Origin of the sequence: Frondihabitans sp. Leaf304, from assembly GCF_001423105.1 — a bacterium.
Lineage (GTDB): Bacteria > Actinomycetota > Actinomycetes > Actinomycetales > Microbacteriaceae > Frondihabitans.
This window is the reverse complement of sequence record NZ_LMNV01000002.1, coordinates 2082406-2099520: the sequence shown is the minus strand read 5'-3', so window position 1 is coordinate 2099520 and position 17115 is coordinate 2082406. Positions and strand designations below refer to the sequence as shown.

At 65.7% G+C, this 17115-nt stretch carries 17 protein-coding genes and 1 tRNA gene; 7 read left to right on the top strand and 11 right to left on the bottom strand.

The features are described 5' to 3' along the window. Positions 1–408: 408 nt before the first annotated feature. On the bottom strand, positions 409–783 hold the full coding sequence (locus tag ASF54_RS09540; RefSeq protein ID WP_235480993.1) for a hypothetical protein: 375 nt from the start codon (positions 781–783) through the stop codon (positions 409–411). Between the two features lie 374 nt (positions 784–1157). Between ASF54_RS09540 and ASF54_RS09535 the strand changes: the two genes are divergently transcribed. Next, on the top strand, positions 1158–1949 hold the full coding sequence (locus tag ASF54_RS09535; RefSeq protein ID WP_055961327.1) for a hypothetical protein: 792 nt from the start codon (positions 1158–1160) through the stop codon (positions 1947–1949). A gap of 974 nt (positions 1950–2923) precedes the next feature. Here the strand turns inward: ASF54_RS09535 and ASF54_RS09530 are convergent. The 4 genes from ASF54_RS09530 to ASF54_RS09515 form a co-directional block, all read right to left on the bottom strand. After that, positions 2924–2994 (bottom strand) — tRNA-Gly (locus ASF54_RS09530). A 184-nt stretch (positions 2995–3178) separates the two neighbouring features. After that, the gene (locus tag ASF54_RS09525; RefSeq protein WP_055961324.1) at positions 3179–3643 is read right to left on the bottom strand and encodes a hypothetical protein; all 465 of its coding nucleotides are present in this window, start codon (positions 3641–3643) and stop codon (positions 3179–3181) included. 39 nt (positions 3644–3682) lie between these two features. Further along, positions 3683–4261, bottom strand: a complete 579-nt coding sequence (locus ASF54_RS09520) for a hypothetical protein (RefSeq protein ID WP_055961321.1) — start codon at positions 4259–4261, stop codon at positions 3683–3685. Positions 4262–4353: 92 nt separating this feature from the next. Beyond that, the gene (locus ASF54_RS09515) at positions 4354–5196 is read right to left on the bottom strand and encodes a hypothetical protein (RefSeq protein ID WP_055961319.1); all 843 of its coding nucleotides are present in this window, start codon (positions 5194–5196) and stop codon (positions 4354–4356) included. Positions 5197–5682: 486 nt separating this feature from the next. On the opposite strand from ASF54_RS09515, the gene ASF54_RS09510 reads away from it, so the two are divergent. The 3 genes from ASF54_RS09510 (at position 5683) to ASF54_RS09500 (ending at position 7469) form a co-directional block, all read left to right on the top strand. Next, a complete protein-coding gene (locus tag ASF54_RS09510; protein WP_084816072.1) occupies positions 5683–6153 on the top strand; it encodes a GNAT family N-acetyltransferase in 471 nt (156 codons plus the stop codon). Between the two features lie 279 nt (positions 6154–6432). Further along, complete coding sequence (locus ASF54_RS09505) at positions 6433–6945, top strand: NADPH-dependent FMN reductase (protein WP_055961314.1); 513 nt, start codon at positions 6433–6435, stop codon at positions 6943–6945. Continuing rightward, positions 6942–7469, top strand: a complete 528-nt coding sequence (locus ASF54_RS09500) for a flavin reductase family protein (RefSeq protein ID WP_055961310.1) — start codon at positions 6942–6944, stop codon at positions 7467–7469. Before ASF54_RS09505 ends, ASF54_RS09500 begins: the two co-directional genes overlap by 4 nt. 15 nt (positions 7470–7484) lie before the next feature. Here ASF54_RS09500 and ASF54_RS09495 read toward each other — a convergent pair whose 3' ends face one another. The 5 genes from ASF54_RS09495 to ASF54_RS09475 form a co-directional block, all read right to left on the bottom strand. Beyond that, positions 7485–8348, bottom strand: coding sequence for an ATP-binding cassette domain-containing protein (locus ASF54_RS09495; protein ID WP_055961307.1), 864 nt, complete (start codon positions 8346–8348; stop codon positions 7485–7487). A 4-nt stretch (positions 8349–8352) separates the two neighbouring features. Continuing rightward, positions 8353–9360: an ABC transporter permease gene (locus ASF54_RS09490; protein WP_235480992.1), complete on the bottom strand. Its 1008-nt coding sequence runs from the start codon at positions 9358–9360 to the stop codon at positions 8353–8355. A gap of 119 nt (positions 9361–9479) precedes the next feature. After that, positions 9480–10319: a substrate-binding domain-containing protein gene (locus ASF54_RS09485; protein WP_326934334.1), complete on the bottom strand. Its 840-nt coding sequence runs from the start codon at positions 10317–10319 to the stop codon at positions 9480–9482. Between the two features lie 347 nt (positions 10320–10666). Beyond that, the gene (locus tag ASF54_RS09480) at positions 10667–11794 is read right to left on the bottom strand and encodes a Gfo/Idh/MocA family oxidoreductase (RefSeq protein ID WP_235480991.1); all 1128 of its coding nucleotides are present in this window, start codon (positions 11792–11794) and stop codon (positions 10667–10669) included. Beyond that, positions 11695–12591, bottom strand: coding sequence for a sugar phosphate isomerase/epimerase family protein (locus tag ASF54_RS09475; protein WP_055961296.1), 897 nt, complete (start codon positions 12589–12591; stop codon positions 11695–11697). The genes ASF54_RS09480 and ASF54_RS09475 overlap by 100 nt, the downstream gene beginning before the upstream one ends. Positions 12592–12685: 94 nt before the next feature. Here ASF54_RS09475 and ASF54_RS09470 point away from each other — a divergent pair, with 94 nt between their 5' ends. After that, on the top strand, positions 12686–13729 hold the full coding sequence (locus tag ASF54_RS09470; protein ID WP_055961294.1) for a LacI family DNA-binding transcriptional regulator: 1044 nt from the start codon (positions 12686–12688) through the stop codon (positions 13727–13729). A 33-nt stretch (positions 13730–13762) separates the two neighbouring features. Here ASF54_RS09470 and ASF54_RS09465 read toward each other — a convergent pair whose 3' ends face one another. Then, positions 13763–14815, bottom strand: coding sequence for a LacI family DNA-binding transcriptional regulator (locus ASF54_RS09465; RefSeq protein ID WP_055961291.1), 1053 nt, complete (start codon positions 14813–14815; stop codon positions 13763–13765). Between the two features lie 152 nt (positions 14816–14967). Between ASF54_RS09465 and ASF54_RS09460 the strand changes: the two genes are divergently transcribed. Together ASF54_RS09460 and ASF54_RS09455 are read left to right on the top strand one after the other, a co-directional pair. After that, positions 14968–16035 carry a Gfo/Idh/MocA family oxidoreductase gene (locus ASF54_RS09460; RefSeq protein ID WP_055961288.1) on the top strand — a complete coding sequence of 356 codons (1068 nt, stop codon included), beginning with the start codon at positions 14968–14970 and terminating at the stop codon, positions 16033–16035. Next, positions 16032–16838, top strand: coding sequence for a TIM barrel protein (locus tag ASF54_RS09455; protein WP_055961284.1), 807 nt, complete (start codon positions 16032–16034; stop codon positions 16836–16838). Before ASF54_RS09460 ends, ASF54_RS09455 begins: the two co-directional genes overlap by 4 nt. Positions 16839–17115 lie beyond the last annotated feature (277 nt).

The window sequence follows — 17115 nt, the reverse complement described above, 5'->3', positions numbered from 1 at the left end:
ATTCCGACAAGATCGTAGTAGTTCGACCAGCTGCCCTGTGCCGTCGGGCGATCGGTTCGGAGGTGCGACGAGGCGGGCTTTCACCTGAACGTGCCGCCCGGCGGAGTCAGTGAGGTCGTAGCTCATGTCCGAATTCGGGGCGGGCGCGCCGCCGAAGGCGCGAAGGGCCCGCGTCTCAGCGAGGTCGCCAAGGGGTGTTCCGAGTCCTGAAAAGTCCTCGCTCGAGCAGCTCGTCGATGATGGCGACCTGAGTGCGGTGCAGTGCGCGGTGTTCATCGCGGTTGGTCGAAGGGGGCGCTGCTCACGATCCGAGCCTAGGGGTCAACGAACGAGCGACTGAGATGCAGAAAGCCCCGCCGCAAGTCGTGTTTGCGGTGGGGCCGTTCCAGCGACCAAGTCGAGCCCGGCCTATTCCTTGTGGAGCTTGACCGTCGTCGTCGTGCCCTGGAGGCTGGCGGAGTAGCTGATGACTCCAGTGTCGTACGTAAATGCCTTCGTGTCGTCCGTTGACGCCAGCAACGCACTGTCCGTCGCAGCCTTGTCGCGGGAAGACGTCCACTTGAACGGGCTATCCGCTGTGGTTGGAGCCGTGAACGAGCCGACCCAGTAGATGTACTGGGTGTCGCCACCGTCCCCGACCCAGTTGATCTTGATGACGTCGCCCGCGATGGTTGCCTCCTGGTAGGAGTCCGGATCCGACGTCTCCGACTTCCACGTACCGGTCAGGACGGGCGGTTTCGGCGACGGCTTGGGGGTCGGCGTAACGACCGCGGTCGTTCTCACGGCGCCAGCTTCGGACCCCGCAGAGGCTTCGGAGCTCGATGAGCACCCGGCGAGTAGGACGCTTCCAGTAAGTGCGGTGGCGATGGCTAGAGATGTGATCAGCTTTTTCATGACGATCAACATGGTGCCAGAGAATGACCATTGCTCAGAACCGCCTAATTCGGGTGCCGGTCGCAGCACCGACGACCCGATCTGGTCCTTGTGCCTTGCGGGGCACACTCCTATGGCATAGCGGCCTCAGAGCTTGAGAAGTAAACCAGACCAGATGGTGTGACCCCAAGAAGGGGGCATTCGCTAGAAATGTCACAGGTGCCGGATAAGTTGAGACTGCGTCATCACCCGAATCTCACCCGAAGAAAGTTCTCTGCTTCTCCATGTCACTTCGCAAGTCACTCACTTTGATCACCGCCGTTGGTGCGGCCGCCCTCCTACTCGCTGGCTGCAGCAGCTCGTCGAACTCGTCAGGGGGAACCACCACGACGACGTCCAGCGCCGCGGCCAAGCCAGCCGAGACGAAAGCGCCAGCCATCGCCGCCTTCAATGTCGGCGGGCTCCTTGCCGGCAATGCCAAGCCGTCCTACCCGGTCGGGGACGCGGGCAAGATCGCAGTCGTTGGCCAAGCGACTCTCGTAAAAGACTCCATCGGTGCGGCCACGCTGCCGATCGCTTACCGCAACAACACGGGCAAGGCCGTCGCTCATGTTGATTTCACCGGCGCAGCCCGCGCCGGCGGCAAGCTCGTCGCGACCGGCCAGAGCCAAGGATCGACGCCCTCGGTCCTTCAGCCCGGCGAGATCGGTTTCGCCTTCCTCTACTTCGACGACGCGTCGACTCTTCCCGATTCTGGCGAGACATATGAGTTCACGGCCACCTCATCGGCAGCGGACGCCTCGTCGTACAACACCACGGGCCTGACAGTCACAGAGCAGACCAACAACGGCACCTCGATTGTTGGATCGGCCACGAACAAGTCCGGGAAGGCGCTCACGGGCCCCTACAGCGTGGATGTGTACTGCTTCACGGGAACCACCCTGACGGACCGAGTCGGCGGCTTCGCCGACCAGGACGATGACGTGGCGGCGGACGGCACCGTGACCTTCACCGTGTCTCTGGGCGACACGAAATGCAGCACCTACACCTTCGGTGTCAATGGCTACTACAAGTAACTCACTCTCCAAGAAGAACAGCCTCGACTACTTAGTTGTCGAGGCTGTTCTGTTTCGAAGACGCGCAGCTGAAGGGGCGGCGCGTTCAAGCCCGCCACTCCCTTACTGCATGATCGGACTTAGCTGGTCCAGCTTTCTTTCGAATCGCGAACACCTCGGACCCCGCAGAGACATTAACTCGCCGCATAAGAGAGCGCCGTTTACTCCTCAACGAGCTACCAACTGGACAGATCCGTAACCCTCAGTTCCAGCGAGCCCGTGCCAAAGTGCTCGACATTGCGCACGTCACGGCTAAATCCCTCGGGGAGGTCGACGGAGTCCGGGTTCACCTTGAGGTAGATGGGAAGGTTCTAGTTCGAGTTGTGCACTTTATCGCGCGCGAAGTTCTTGATGAGCTGGGAGGCGCCGGGGGACCGGACCTGAACTGAGCACCGGCTCAGGTGCCGCGCGGTTGGGCATTCGGCTCTGTGCGTGCTCGCATACGCGGAGAGAGACATTTGGCCGGCCGCGCGGTATCGAGAAGCTTGTTGACGGACCCGTCACACCGCCAGGTTGCGGCCCTGAGCCGAAAGTAGAGCCCACGACCTGGCCGGGTCGTGGGCTCTGGTTTGGCTTCCGAGTGGAAAGCCAGGGGATAAATGTGATCCCCGAGACTATTTCGCTCGCGATCAGTGTCATCGGGTTCGCTCGGTTGCGCACCCGCCGGCCCCGCTTCTTGTGTTCGCCTGCCGCCTCGCGGGCCGACAGGAGGACGGCACGGTGGCGGTCCCAGTGGTAGAGCCACCAGTCCGAGTCGGCGGCCATGGACTCGCTCATGCCAGCCGCGACGCGCGAGCAAGAAGTGTCAGCAAAATCTTCTCTTCCCGGTGACCGTGCAGCACTCCTCCGGAGACATCGAAAAACCAACAGCCGGCTGTGGCTTCGACAGCGTGGACAGACGTCCAAGTTGAGGGCAGAGTCCGTAGGTAGATCAGAGCGAGTGACGGGAATCGAACCCGCGCTATCAGCTTGGGAAGCTGAAGTTCTGCCATTGAACTACACTCGCGCACCGCACCCGGGGGAGCAGCAGGCCTAGCGTAGCAAAGTCGCACCGAGAGCACGCCGAGGTGAGCGGCGGCCGCGGAAGAGGGCGCCGGGTGTGGTGGCCGAGGAACTCGGCGCGGCGGCGGTTGGGGTGCGGAGGGGACGCGAGTCGGATCCTGAACTGGTGTTTCTACACGCGCACGCCGCTACGCCGCGGCCTCGTCTTTGAGCCTGTTCTTTCGTCTTGCCCACAGGACCACGGCGGTGATCGTGAGGGCGCTGATGAGGACGGCGATCCCTGCGAGGACGGCCTCCGTTGGTGTCGGCGAACGATCGTCGCCGCCGAAGTTGATGTACGACACGAAGACGACCAGAGCACCGCTGAAGAGGATGAGGGCGGCGGTCAGTGCGACCTCGGGCGCGTTCGTTGTCGGACGGCGAGACGGCTGCGGGTCGCCGTCTGCGATTCGCTTGCGTTCCGACGCGCGTGACTCTTGGAATCCAGCCGTGATGAACCCGCCCCAGAGAATGACGGCCGCACCGCCGGAGGTGTCGTAGTACGAGCTGATGAATCCGACGAGAACTGCCGACATGACGAGGCCGGCCACGTAGATCCAGGGCACGTGGCGCCAGAAGCCGACGGGGACCTTCTCGATGGGCTCCTCTGGCATAGGGGAACTGTAGTGGGACGGCGGTTCCGTGCGGGGCTGCTACCCAGGCAGAGCGGAGCAGGCCAGATCGTCCACGCCGAGGCCGACAGATGCTCGGATCATCTGGGTGTGGAGCGAGCCAGAAGGGCCATCCGATGTCAGCTCGAAGTCGCCGGCACTCCCGGCCCTTGCGCCATCTGCCAGCGTCATGCTCGTGATGATCGTTGCGAACGAGTGCGGGGCGATTGTGGTGCCGTTGGCCGCGACCGGCGAGCTGTGAGCCACTTCCGTAGCCGGAACGCCGATTGATGCTGCCACCTCGTAGCCGTCCGTCTTCTTGTCGTCGGCTCCCGGAGCGAGCGTCACCGTCGCAGAGGCGAGCCCCTTCAGGGTCTGAGGGCGGATGGCGCGGATCGTCACCGGTGACCCTGAGGTGTTCTTGATGAGGAAGCTCGCCGCCATCGAGTGGAAGGTCGCGGCGTCTGATTCTTGTGGTGATCCGCAGACGCCGATCTGCGGCCCCTGGATCGGCTCCGGCCCCCGAACTGGTTGCGAGGCGCTGATCGCGATGACCGCGCCGACCGCCGCCGTGATCGCCAGCGCCGTCGACACCCCGAGTACTACCGACCCCACGTTCATGCCCAGAGCGTATCGGCTCGGCGACTCACTTTATGGCTGCGGGGTCTTCGTCAGCTTTGCAACGGGGCCCGAAGTTCACCCCGCGAGAGGCTCTAGCTCACGGTGCGAGCGTCGACGTCGAAATGATCGGTCTCGTGAACCTCGAATGCCTCGAGGTCGGGATGGTTGACGATGCGCTCGATGAGCCCTTTCGAACCCCCGACGACGGTGGAGTCGAAGTCGATTTCGCTGGCTACGAGCCACTGATGGTCGCCGGGCCAGATCAGGTTCACACCCATTTCGAGGTCGTCATCGTGCTCGGCCAGGTCTCCCAGCTCATGCAGGGTGGTGACCGCCAAGTAGTACTCGCGGTTGGGCAGCTCGAGAAGAGGAACCTGCGATGGCTGGGGCGGGTTTCCCGTGAGGAGCTTCGCAACCGATGCCTCAGCCAGGCGCTCCGTCAGTGCCCACAGTTCGGCGTCTGTCAGTGCCGCTCGGGGTTCTGCTTCGTTCTGCCCGGACCAGACCGCGAGGGCGGCCTCTGAGCTTGTACCGGTCTCGAGGCCGAATCCGTCCCAGACGCCGATGGCGATGTCATCCGGGGTCGACGTGGCTCCCTCTAAGACGCCGACGAGGTGGCGCAGCAAGCGGGGTTCGAGAAGACCCTCCTGACCGGGGGAGAGGAAGAGGCCATCGACCTCGACCGGGCCGTCCTGGCGTCCGATCGTGTTCCAGCCGACGAGGGGATGCATGCCGACTCCGCGGCGCCGGGCGGCCTCGGCCCACGTCCACTCGTGCTCGACGAACGTGCCATCGACTTCACCGGACGCCCTCACGGGATGCAGGATGCGGGCGTAGGCCTCCCAGCCGGTGCCGGCAACGGTGGCATAGCCGCCGTCGAAGGGAATTCGCTCTCGAAGCCACGCACCCCGGTCGATGTCATCCGTCCACTTCACCCGCTCAGTCTGAGGCACGTCGACCTGTAGCTGCCGCAGGTCGGTCAGTCACCACGTCGTCGTGCCGGAGGTGACGCCCATTCAGCTGCACGCCTCCCGCCCCCGCGGGCGGTGAGTGTCCGCGATCTGCTGATGCCCGGCCCCGAACACCAGCAGATCGGGGACAGTCACCGCTCACGGCGGGCCACCGCCGACGAGAAACCGGATGCAGAGGCGGGCCCGGGCCGAGCGGCGGGGGTGGCGCCGCAAGACTCCCGGTTCGTGCATGCGCTGGCGCCGGATCCTCGGCCCTTGCGCCACTTTGAGAGTGATCGTGGCCAGAAGCCGGGCGGATCCGCGTCGAGTCATGGGTTTCGCTCTCAAATTGGCGCCGTGCGCGATCGCCGGGGCGCTTGCCGCTCAGGTCAACGACACCACCCGCACGTCGACCACGGCGAGGCCCACCGAGCTCGGATCGGGCCTGGGCGGGGCCGGTAGCCTGCCCAGATGGCTGACGAAACCGGGTCCGTTGTCCGCGCTGTGATGGGGGAAGACGAGGCGGAGTGGAAGCGGCTCTACCGCGAGTACCGCGCCTTCTACGAGCTCGCTTCCGACGACGACGCCGTCGACCGCACCTGGGAGTGGGTGTCGAACGGGGAGTTCGGGCTGTCCGGGCTCGTCGTCGTCCGCGGCGGGGAGCTGGCGGGCCTGGCAAACCTCCGGCGTTTCGCGCGCCCGTCGTCGGCCAGCATCGGCGTCTACCTCGACGACCTGTTCACGAGCCCCGATCATCGGCGGTCGGGCGTCGCATCGGAGCTGATCGACGAGGCTCGACGGATCGCCGGGGCGGAAGGATCCACCATCGTCCGTTGGGTGACCGCGGCCGACAACTCGACGGCGCGGTCGCTCTACGACTCCGTCGCGACGGCGACCCGGTGGGTCACGTACGACCTGCCCGTCGAGTCGTCTAGTCACTAGGCGGCCTGGTCGGCGGCAGTGTCGCTGCCCCCTGTCGTGCGGCGGTCGATGCAACGGGCCGTGAAGCCTCGAGCCGAGCGGCGGCCGCGGAAGAGGGCGCCGGATGTGGCGGCCGAAGCACCCGGGGCGGCGGCGGTTTCGGGGTGAACGGGACGCGAATGGGATCCTGACCTTGTGTTTTGTCGCGGGGTGCCCGGCGTAATCGAGGCTTAATTCAGCGGGCACACGACAGAAACGCGGCGGGCGAAGACTGGGCGCAGCCAACCCCGAGGAGCGCGAATGATCGTCACCATCGTTGCCGGTAATCCCAAGCCGGCTTCTCGCACGCTCGATGCCGCCCGGCACGTCGCCGAGTCGCTGACCGGTCGAGCGCCCGAAAGCGTGGTCGACGTCGTGACGCTCGGGCCCTCGCTGCTCGGCTGGGGCGACGAGACCGTGAAGGCCGCCGTCGAGACCGTCTCGGGCAGCGACCTCGTGATCGTCGCGTCGCCGACGTACAAGGCGAGCTACACGGGAGTGCTGAAGTGCTTCCTCGAGCAGTTCGCCGGGGCGACCGGGCTCGCGGGCGTCACCGTGGTGCCGCTGATGCTCGGGGCGGGGCCGACGCACGCGCTGGCTCCGGAGTTGCTGCTCAAGCCGATCCTCGTCGAGTTGGGCGCGACCGCACCGACGCAGGGGCTGTATCTGAACGAAAAGACGTACGCCGACGAAGGATCCTACGAGACGTGGCTCGGGCAGTGGCGCGACATTGTGCTCGCGACCGCCGGTCTCACCGTGGTGGGTCAGAAATGAGCCTCGCCGAGGTCACTCCCGCCCTGCTCACCGGGGTCGAGCACCCCGACGCCGCCCTCGCGATCAAGTCGGCGTTCGGCGCGTTCCCGTCGGGAGTGGCGGCGCTCGCGGCCGAGATCGACGGCGTCAAGGTCGGCATGGTGTCGTCGTCGTTCAGCGTCGGAGTCTCGTTCGATCCGCCCATGGTGATGTTCTCGGTGCAGAACTCGTCGACCACCTGGCCGGTGCTGAAGCAGGCCGAGCGGATCGGCATCTCGATTCTCGCCTCTGCTCACGACGAGGCCTGCTACCAGCTGTCGAGCCGCACCCGAGACCGCTTCGCCGGGCTCGACCTGCACCAGCCCGACTCGGGCGCGATCTTCGTGCACGACGCCGCCGTCTGGCTGGAATGCAGGATCCGAAGCGAAGTTCCGGCGGGGGATCACCACGTGGTCCTGCTGGAAGTGACGGCCGTGCGGGTCGGCGAGGGCCAGGATCCTCTGATCTATCACGGGACGCGTTTCCGTCAGCTGACGGCCGTGTAGAGGACCCCGCCTCGCCTACTTGATGTTGAGATCCGCGTCGAGGGTCCGGATCGCATTTGTCATCCCGCCGAGTGCTTTGAGCTCGTGGCTCAGCTCGGTGAGTTCGTCGCCGCCGGCCATCTGACGGGTGAGCTCATCGAGTTCCACTTCGTCACGGCGCTTGTCGAGGACCGTCTGACCGAGCTTCAGGATGATGAAGTGGTCACCGACCATGTAGGCGTGGTGGGGGTTGTGGGTGATGAAGACGACTCCGAGCCCCGCGTCGCGGGCGGCGGCCGTGTACTTCAAGACGACGCCGGACTGCTTGACGCCGAGGGCCGCGGTGGGTTCATCGAGGATGAGCACTTTCGCTCCGAAGTAGACGGCTCGGGCGATGGCGACGCACTGACGTTGTCCGCCGGAGAGGGTGCCGATGGGCTGGTCGATGTCTTTCACGACGACCCCCATTTTTCTCAACTCTTCGTCGGCGATCTCTTTCATCTCGCGAACACGCAGCCCCGAGAACGGCAGCTTGCTTCCGACGAGTTCGGCACCGAGGAAGAAGTTCCGCCATGTTTCCATGAGGCCGACGACGGCGAGGTCTTGGTAGACAGTCGCGATTCCGGCGCCGAGGGCGTCTCGGGGTGAGGCGAAGGTGGTTTCGACGCCCGAGATCGACATCGTGCCCTCGTTGTGGTTGTGGAGGCCCGCCATGATCTTGATGAGCGTTGACTTGCCGGCGCCGTTGTCTCCGAGAACACAGGTGACCTCACCTGCTCGGACAGTCAGGTTGATGCCCTTGATCGCGCGGACGGCTCCGTAGGACTTTCCGACGTCGGTCATTTGAACGAGGGGAACGCTGGTCGAAATCGACGTGTTGTCGGTGGATGTGTCAGACATGACGCTAACCCACTTTCCTGGTGGTCGAGAGCTTCTTGATGTAGAGGTTCATGAGCACGGCGAGGACGAGCATGACGCCCAGGAAGGTGCGGAACCAGTTGGGGTCCCATCCGGCGAAGACGATGCCGAGTGAGGTCATGCCGAAGATGAATGCTCCGATGGCGACGCCGAGGGCGTTGCCATAACCGCCGGTCATCAGAGTGCCGCCGACGACGGCAGCAATGATGTACAGGAACTCGTTTCCGACGCCGTTGCCCGCTTGCAGGGTGTTGAAGCGATAAAGACTGTGCATTCCGACGAACCACGACAGGAATGACACGGTCATGAAGAGGCCGATCTTGACCCGCCGGACGGGGACTCCGACGGCTCGTGCGGATGCGGCGTTGCCTCCGACGGCGTAGATCCAGTTGCCGACCCGCGTCCGCTGCAGGACCCAGCCCGAAATCGCGACGAACAGGATCCAGAAGATGACGGTGTTCCAGACGGTCACCCCGCCGACGACGAAGGAGCCGGCGAAGAACGAGGAGAGCACCCCGAAGCCACCCATTTTGGAGATGTCGGGGCTGGAGACAGCACCGGAGACGAGCTTCGTCACTCCGAGGTTGGCGCCCTGGAGGACGAAGAACGAACCGAGGGTAATGAGGAAGCTGGGGATTCCTGTGCGCATGACGAGGTAGCCGTTGAGGAATCCGATGGCGAGGCAGAACAGGAGCGAGATGACGGCCCCGATGATGAGGTTGACGCCCAGGTAGTAGCTGAAGAGGGCGTTGACCAGCCCTGCCGTGGTGACCATGACGCCGGCCGAGAGGTCGAACTCTCCGCCGATCATGAGCATGCCGACGGCCACCGCCACGATCCCGATGGTCGATGACTGATAGAGGACGGTGAAGATCGAGTCCGGTGAACGGAACGAGGGTGCAACGACGAGAAAGAACACGAGGATGACGGCGGCGGCGACGGCGGCGGCGAAGTCAGGGCGTCGAAGCAGTCGGTGTGACCAACCCAGGGTCACACGGTTTGATGCATCTGAGGGGGTGACCCGGGGGGCGACCCTTGTTTCTTGGCTCATGGTATTCCTTCGGGTAGACGGAGAGAGGGCGGCCCGGAAGACCCGGGCCGCCCTCGTGCGGGTCAGCGTGTGTTGTTCTTGGCGAACGGAAGGATTTTGTCGATGTTGGTCTTATCGACGTACGAGGGGCCCGTGAGAACGGGGCCGCCGCCGCCGAGGTCGTTGCCGTTCTTCAGGTACAGGTACAGCGCGGTCACTGCCATGTATCCCTGAACGTAGGGTTGCTGGTCGACGGAGAACTCGATCTTGCCGTCTTTGATCGCTTGCGCCGCGTCGACGTTGAGGTCGAAGGTGACGAGCGTGGCTTTGCTGTTGGCGGCGGTCTTCGACTTCAGCGCGTCCATGGCGATCGGGGCGCCGAGGGTCACGATCGCGTCGATCGAGGGGTCCTGTGTCAGCTTGGCCTGAATGCTCGACACCACAGCGGAGTCGTCTGACCCGTTGACCTGAATGTTCTCGGTACCGGAGTTCTTCGCCTTCACGCCGGCGCAACGCGCCTCGAGGGCGACCGAGCCGGCGGCTTGGATGACGCACAGCGGGTGCTTGATGCCGTCGGCGGTCAGCCGATCTCCGACGGTCTGGCCCGCGAGTGTCTCGTCGGAGCCGAAATACTCCAGGGCGCCCAGCTTCTTGTAGGCGTCGATGCCGGAGTTGAAGGCGACAACGGGGATTCCTGCCGCGGTGGCAGCCTTCACGGACCCGGCGAGAGGGTCCGGTGTGGCCAGGGTCGTGGCAATGCCGTCCACTTTGGAATCGACGGCAGTCTGAATGAGCTGCGCCTGCTTGTCGGCGGCGGGATCCGCTGAGTAGACCAGCTTGACGCACTCGTTCTTCGCTGCGGTTTCCGCTCCGGCACGGATCTTGTCCCAGAACGTGTCGCCCGGAGCCTCATGCGTGACCATGGAAATGGTGTAAGTGGTGCCCTTGCACGAACTGCCCGAACTGGACGCCGTGCTTTGAGCTCCGCCCGAACTGCAGGCAGAAAGCATCAGGGCCAGCGCGGCCGCAGATGCTCCGACGATCGCGAGTCGACGTGGGGAGGTGAGGTGCATGACTGTTCCTTTACTGAAGGGGGATGCAAACCGGATCCGGTTCGCGTGTATGGCGCCTTCAGTGGATAGTTTTCGGACCGAAATCCGCTAATCCCTCGAGTTGGCGTCATTGCCTGTGTGCGCTTAGGGTGACCGAAATTCATGAACCTGTCAATAGAATGTCCGGACATACTTTGACCATGATCGTGATGCTGGTATCAGGGAGCGGCGGAGCCCTCGTATGCAATGCGCTCGGTCTTGCCGCTGGCCAGCGATGCCGTTGCCGCCTCCGCTATGGCTTGCGCGTTGAGGCCATCGCGAAGGGATGCTGGGGACGGCCCGCCGGCGGCGAGGGCGTCGACAAATGCCGAAAGGGCTGCTGCGTACGTCGGCTGCACGCGTTCGAACCACCCCTTGTGGAGGGGGGAAGTAGTAATGCCCGCGTTCGAATAGAGGGCTACGTTGGCCGCGGGTTGTCGTCGGGATTCGATGAGACCGTCGGCCCCCATCACTTCGATGCGTTCGTCATAACCGTAACCGGTGCGGCGGACGCTGTCGATCTGGACGATGCCGCCTGACGGAAGCCGCAAGACGGCGACGGATGTGTCGACGTCGCCGAACTCGGCGATGGTCGGGTCGACCAGGGCGGAACCGGTCACACTGACAGTGACGGGGTCTTCCCCGGTGATCCACCGGCACAGGTCGAAGAAATGGACCGTCTGGTCACGCAGTTGCCCGCCGGAGACACGCAGGTATTCCACCGGGGGAAGAGTTGGACCGCGGGAGCTCATTTGCACCAGCTCGACCGGCCCGACCCCTCCGGCGTCGACGACGCGTTTCAGCTCCACATGGTCTCGGTCAAAACGGCGATTGAAATCCACCATCGCAAAGACGCCGGAGGCTTCGACGTGCTCGACGACCCTTTCGGCTTCGTGGAGGGTGGGCGCAATCGGTTTCTCGCACACCACGGCAAGGCCGGCATCCGCTGCAGCGCGGAGGTGTTCCGCGTGGGTGTCTGTGGAAGACGCGATGAACACGGCGTCGACGGCGGTGGCATCGAAGACGTCGGCCGGATTCGTGGTGGCCTTACCGCCGAACCGGTCGGCCAGGGCTGCTGCCCGGGTCAGGTCGATGTCATAGACGAAGACGAGATCGACGTCCGGGTGCGCGGCGAGGTTTTCGGCATGGACTGCACCGATGAAGCCGGCGCCGAGGAGAGCGAAACGTTGCATGGTGTCGCGTCCTCTCAGCCGACCAGGGTGGCGAGCAGGGTCCGCATGGCCGTGGCAACTGCGACCGGATCTTGTTCGTTCGCGCGGGTGGAGAACATCTCGGATACCCACCACCCGTCGTAGCCAGTGGATTTGATGGCATCGACCCACTGCTGGAGCGGGATCGCACCCCCACCGATCACGACGTCCCGGTGGACGCTCTGATCCGGTACGTCTGTGTCTCGGTCGAGGTCGAGGCCATCGGATATGTGCACCGCCTTGATCAAATCCTTCGGCAGCGCGCGAACTTCGTCGAGGGTGTCTCCGGTGGTCCAGAAATGCCAGGTGTCGAGGGCGATTCCGACGTTGTCCCGTCCGGCTTCCTCGATGAGTGCAAGAGCGTGCCGGCACCGGTTCAAGCGCGCCCATGCCAGCGGCTCCAGATAGAGGCCTAAGCCGAACCCGGCCGCGATGTCGGCGGCATCACGAACATTCGCCGCGGTGACTCGGATCGCCTCGGCCTCGTCCAGCCCCAAGGTGGCCCGGTAGCGGGAGTCATCAGCGCGAAGCCTTCCGGCCCGGAAATCCTTCACGACGTTCCAGTCGACCGGGCCCGTGCACAGCTGCACGATCGGGGCCCCGACCGCGACGGCGACCTCGCACATGCGCACCACCTCGTCGAGGAATGCTTTCCGGGCGTCGCCTTGCCGATCGATGTCTAACACCGCCCCGAGGCCCGTGACCTCGACCCCGTCGAGGAGCGGGGGAATGGTCTGTACGTCATAACCGGCATCGAGGTAGCGGTACAGCTTGGGGCTCTGCAACTCGATCCCGGCAAACCCGCCCGCCTTCGCGTGCTGGATGTCTGTGACCAGATTGCCGAAAAAGGTCGTGGTGACGTTCATCGAGATTTTGGGTGCACGCGTCGTCATCGGCAGGTATCCACTTCTTCGTGTGATTGACAAGGCCACCTTGGACCGGTCCAGGCCTGCTGTCAAGTGATCGACGCACCCTTAGTGTGATGGGGTGACAGATGACCACACGTCGCCCGTCTCGGGTCGAGCGCCCACGATCCGCGATGTCGCCCGCGCTGCCGGGGTATCGAAATCGTTGGTGTCGCTCGTTCTTCGCAGTGAACCCGGGGTGAGCCCGGTAAACCGCTCGACAGTTCTCCGTGCGATCGAGGATCTCCACTACGAACCGAATCGAGTCGCCGGCGCCCTGGCGGGCAACGGCACGGGCGCCGTCGGCATCCTCCTGAACGATCTTCGCAACCCCTGGTTCGTCGACCTCCTCGACGGCATCAGCAAGCAATTCGAGCCGGCGGGCATCGCACCCCTGCTCGTGGACTCAGAGACCAACCGGCGTGTGGGCCGCTCCTCGGTGCGCATCCTCACCCGGCAGCGAGTCGATGGGATCATCGCCGTCGGTACCTCCGCCGAGAGCGCCGACCTCACCCACCTTCCCCGAAAGACCCCGGTCGTTCTGGCCGGTACCTACAACCCCGACACCATCGGGGCGGACACCGTCACCAACGACGACGTCGCCGGCGCTCGGCAGGCCACACAGCATCTGCTCGACCTCGGACACACCCGAATCGCTTTTCTCGGCGGACCAGAACACGTCGGGGTCCTCCGGCAGCGGGGGTATCGAGACGCCATGACTGACGCCGGCCTCGCCGACAACATCCTGGTCGACCACGCCGGTGCGACCGAGGCAGAGGGCCGGTCGTCGGGGTATCGGGTGCTCCGTGCGAATCAGCGGCCGACTGGCATCGTCGCATTCAACGACCTCGTCGCGGTGGGCACCCTCGCGGCCGCCCACGACCTCGGCCTCTCGACACCCTCAGACATCTCCGTCGTCGGCTACGACGACACGTTCATTGCCGGCATCGGGAGGGTCGGACTGACGTCTGTACAAAACGGGACCTTCGACATCGGCACCCAGGCGGCCACGTTCCTCCTCGAACGAATTCGCGGTTTCTCCGGTCCGGCCCGCAGCCACATCGTCCCGTCCACCCTGGTGATTCGACGAACTACCGGACCCCGTCCGCCCTCGTCTGGACGATGAGATGGAGTTTGGCGCCCCGCTGAACGAGCCCCACTAGGCCGAGGCGCCCCCGGCGCGAGCCGGGCCGCTGCTGCGTCGCACGACCAGCGACGGGGCGTCTCGGTGCGCCACCGTCGGCCGGGTCGGATCCTCGATTCGGGCAGTGATCGAGTCGAGCGCCTCGCTCGCGAGCCTCACCGGATCGTGGCGGACGGTCGTGAGCTGCACAAAGGGCAGCCGGGCCACCGAGCTGTCGTCGAAGCCGACGACGGAGATGTCGGCGGGAACGGCGACACCGCGACTCACCAGCGTCAGGAGCACCCCCGAGGCACATCGGTCGTTCGCCGCAAGAACCGCGGTCGGCAGCTCGGATCGCGTCAGCAGCACCTCGGCGGCGTGCGACCCGGCCTCCTCGGTATAGGCGCTCTCGACGACGTCGGGCAGCAACCCCGACCGCCGCATCGCCGCCTCGTACGCCTCGACGCGCGCGCGGGCGTTCGGCCCGCTGCCTCCGGTGGCGTGGGCGATGGCGGTGTGGCCGAGGCTGACGAGATGGTCGACGAGCAGAGCAATCCCGGCCTCGTCGTCGACTCGAACGTCGTCGACAGGGCCTTTCGATCGGGGTCCGCCGAGCTGAACGATCGGGATGCGCTCGGGGAGGTCGGAGACAGACGAGGATCCGCCATCCGCCGCGAGAACGATGAGTCCTTCGATGCGCTGTCCCATCAGCTGGGGTACGACCAGCCGCTCGGGCCGGGCGGCCGTCAGCGGACCGAGCACGAGCGAGTACCCCCGTTCTGCCGCCTCCGTGAGAAGCGCTTCGACGAGATCGACTTCGAACGGCTCATGCATCGTGAAGACGACGCCGAGCTGAAAACTGCGGCGCCCGCGGAGAGTCCGTGCCGAGGTGTCGGGGTAGTAGCCGAGCTCGGATGCCGCCTCGCGAACCCTCTGCCGGGTCGTCGGGCTTGCTCCGGGGAGGTCGCGGAGAACGAGGGACACGAGCTGTCGCGACACCCCGACCCGGTCTGCGACGTCTTTCATCGTCGCGCGGCCCGCAGCCGTCTCGACCGAGGGTGGGCCGATGGGGTCGAGGGGGGAAGGCACGCTTCATGCTCCCATGCGTCTCGTGCTGGGCGGTCGTCGGCCCGGGAAGGTGGACATATTCGCGCGGGTACTGGCGCGGGTGCTAGCACGTGCTAGTTTGTGTTCGTCTTGCCGCCGTGCGCGGCCCACGAAGAAGTGCAGGAGGCACACTCATGTCTGACACCACCACCGGCCGGCCCGTCGGGCTCGGGCACGTCCGGCTCGGGCCGGTCCGGCTTGGGCTCATCGGCTCCGGCTGGATCGGCGCGTTCCACGCCCAGAGCATCGCTCTCAGGGTGCCCGGAGCCGAGCTCGTCGCCGTTGCCGACCCGGTTCCCGGGGCTGCGGAGCGAGTCGCCGAGCCGCTCGGAGTGACCCAGACCTATCTCGACGCCGCCGACCTGATCGCGAATCCCGACATCGACGGGGTCGTCATCTCGTCGCCGGCCTTCACCCATACGGGCCTCGTTGTAGCTGCCGCCGAAGCGGGCAAGGCCATCTTCGTCGAGAAGCCCATGGCCCTCACCCTCGACGACGCCGACCGGGCGATCGCCGCGGCCGCTGCGGCCGGAGTCCCCTTACAAGTGGGCTTCAACCGGCGATTCTCCACCGATTTCGCCGCCGCCAACCGAGTGGTGGCAGCCGGGAAGGTGGGCACGCCGCAGCTGCTGCGCTCTCTCACCCGTGACCCCGGGCTCGCGAACCCCGGCGCGATCAAGCCGTGGACCATCTTCAACGAGACGCTCATCCACGACTTCGACACGCTCAACTGGTTCAACGCCGGAGCGACCCCCGTCGAGGTCGTCGCACTGGCCGATGCTCTGGTCGCGCCCGACTTCAAAGATGGCGGCCTGCTCGACACGGCCGTGGTCACGATCCGCTACGACAACGGCGCTCTCGCGGTGGCCGAAGCGAACTTCCAGGCCTCCTACGGCTACGACGTGCGTGGTGAAGTCTTCGGATCGGAAGGAATGGTGACCGCGGGTGATGTGCGCGCGACGACCATGCGCTTCTTCGATTCGGAGGGGGAGCAGTCTGAGACCACCCGGCTCAACATCGACCTGTTCCACCAGGCCTACACCGACGAGCTCGTCTCCTTCGTCGAGGCCGTCCGCACCGGCGTCGTCGTCGGAGCGACCGGCGACGATGCCCGCGCAGCGCTCGTGCTGGCACTCGCCGCCCGCGCCTCGATCGAGACCGGTGCAGTCGTGCGTCTCGCAGCCGACGGTGCTGTCGCATGAGCGGCCCTGAGACGCCGACTCTCGCCGCGTGTGCCGAGATGCTCTTTCTCGAGCTCCCCGTCGTCGAGCGCGTTTCCCGTCTCGCCGAGGCCGGGTTTCAGGTCGAGATCTGGGACTGGACCACGAAAGACCTGCCTGCGCTGGCAGCAACGAGTGCGGTCTTCTCCTCCATGACGGGCTACATCACCGGCAACCTCACCGACGAGGCCGGGCAGGGCGAGCTTCTCGCGACGGCGGAGCGCTCGCTCGAGGCCGCCGAGATCATCGACTCGCCCCGTCTCAATCTGCACGGCACCGGGCTCGACCCTCAGGGGCTCCCCGTCGCCCCCCGTTCGTCGGTCACCGGCCGCGACTGGCTGGCCGCGGCTCGCACGCTGGAGTCGGTGGCCCGCCTCGGCGAGCGTCACGGACGGGTCTTCACGCTCGAGAACCTCAACACCGCGGTCGACCATCCGGGCGTCCCGTTCGCCCGCGCGGCCGACACGATCGCCCTCGTCGAAGCCGTCGACAGCCCCCACCTGCGCCTCAACCTCGACCTCCATCACGCGCAGATCGGCGAGGGAAACCTCATCGAGCTCATCGAGCGCGCGCTGCCCTTGGTCGGCGAGATCCAGATCGCCGATGTGCCGGGCCGATACGAGCCCGGCACCGGTGAGGTCAACTACTCCGGCATCGCTCGTGCGCTGCGGCGGCTCGGCTACGGCGGCGTGGTGGCGCTGGAGGGGTGGGCGCGCGCTGACACCGATGCGGCGCTGGCAGCGTTCCGGTCGGCGTTTGCGGTCGAGGCGTCGGGCGTCCGCTAGCGGTGTCTCGGCTCGGGGCTCGGGGCCCAGGCCCTAGGCCCCAGGCCCCGGGTCTGGGGCCTCGGGCCTCGGGCCTCGGGCTTCGGGCGGTGAGTGTCCAGCATCTGCTGGTGTTCGGCCCCGAACATCAGCAGATCGCGGACAGTCACCTCGGGCGGCGGTCACGATCGAGGAGAACCCGCGTGCGGGGCCGAGCCCGGGCCGATCGGCGGGGGTGGCGCCGCAAAACTTCTGGAAAATGACCACGCCGGCGCCGGCGCCGGCGCCGGCGCCGGAT